Annotated in this window: 1 pseudogene; it reads left to right on the top strand. The window is 58.8% G+C overall.

The features are described from left to right. Window positions 1-657: pseudogene (locus x551_RS26125) on the top strand (hypothetical protein); the annotation flags it as partial.

Here is a 657-nt window from a genome sequence, read left to right as displayed (position 1 = left end):
GGTGGGCCTTCCGCCGGCCTCCAGACATTTGCAGTCGTCTATGGTCTCTCGGCCGGCCTCGATCCAAACCAGAAGGTCAACGCGCCCTATCCCGATCTCTCAAGAGTCCCAGGGGCGAACTACGGTGATCCTCTTCCATACGTCATAGGCGTCGCCCGTGTCCCTGGTGTCATCGCCTGGGCGAGCGAGAAGCGAGCAATAGCCCACACGCAAACCACGGGAGGGAAGGGCGCCCCTGGCGTTGACTCCACGACCTACACGACGGTCGTTGATGTCTTTTACCTCCTCACAGCGAACGAGATGGAGGGGCTTCGTCGTGTGTGGAGTTACGGAAAGCTCATTTGGACGGCTGATGCAGATGCTGATGACGAGAGCATCGACGCGAGCCAAACGACCGATTCGTGGGAGCGAATGACCTTCTACACGGGGGCTGCCGATCAACTCCCAGATCCGGACATGGAGGCATTCTTCGGGGTCGGTAACACGCCGGCTTACAGGCACAGGTCAGGCGTTTTCATCAAATCCTTGGTTTGCGCTGGTGGAGACCAACTTCCACTACTGAACTTCGAAGTAGTACAGCACGCCACCATATCGCCGGACCGGGATACGTGGCTGCTCATGACGCTCAACAGCAGCCCCGTCGATCAGTCTGACTAC

The sequence above is a fragment of the Methylibium sp. T29 genome (genome assembly GCF_000576205.1).
Classification (GTDB): Bacteria; Pseudomonadota; Gammaproteobacteria; order Burkholderiales; family Burkholderiaceae_C; genus Methylibium; species Methylibium petroleiphilum.
Note: the sequence above shows the minus strand (reverse complement) of the source record. Positions and strands in the feature narration are given on the sequence as shown.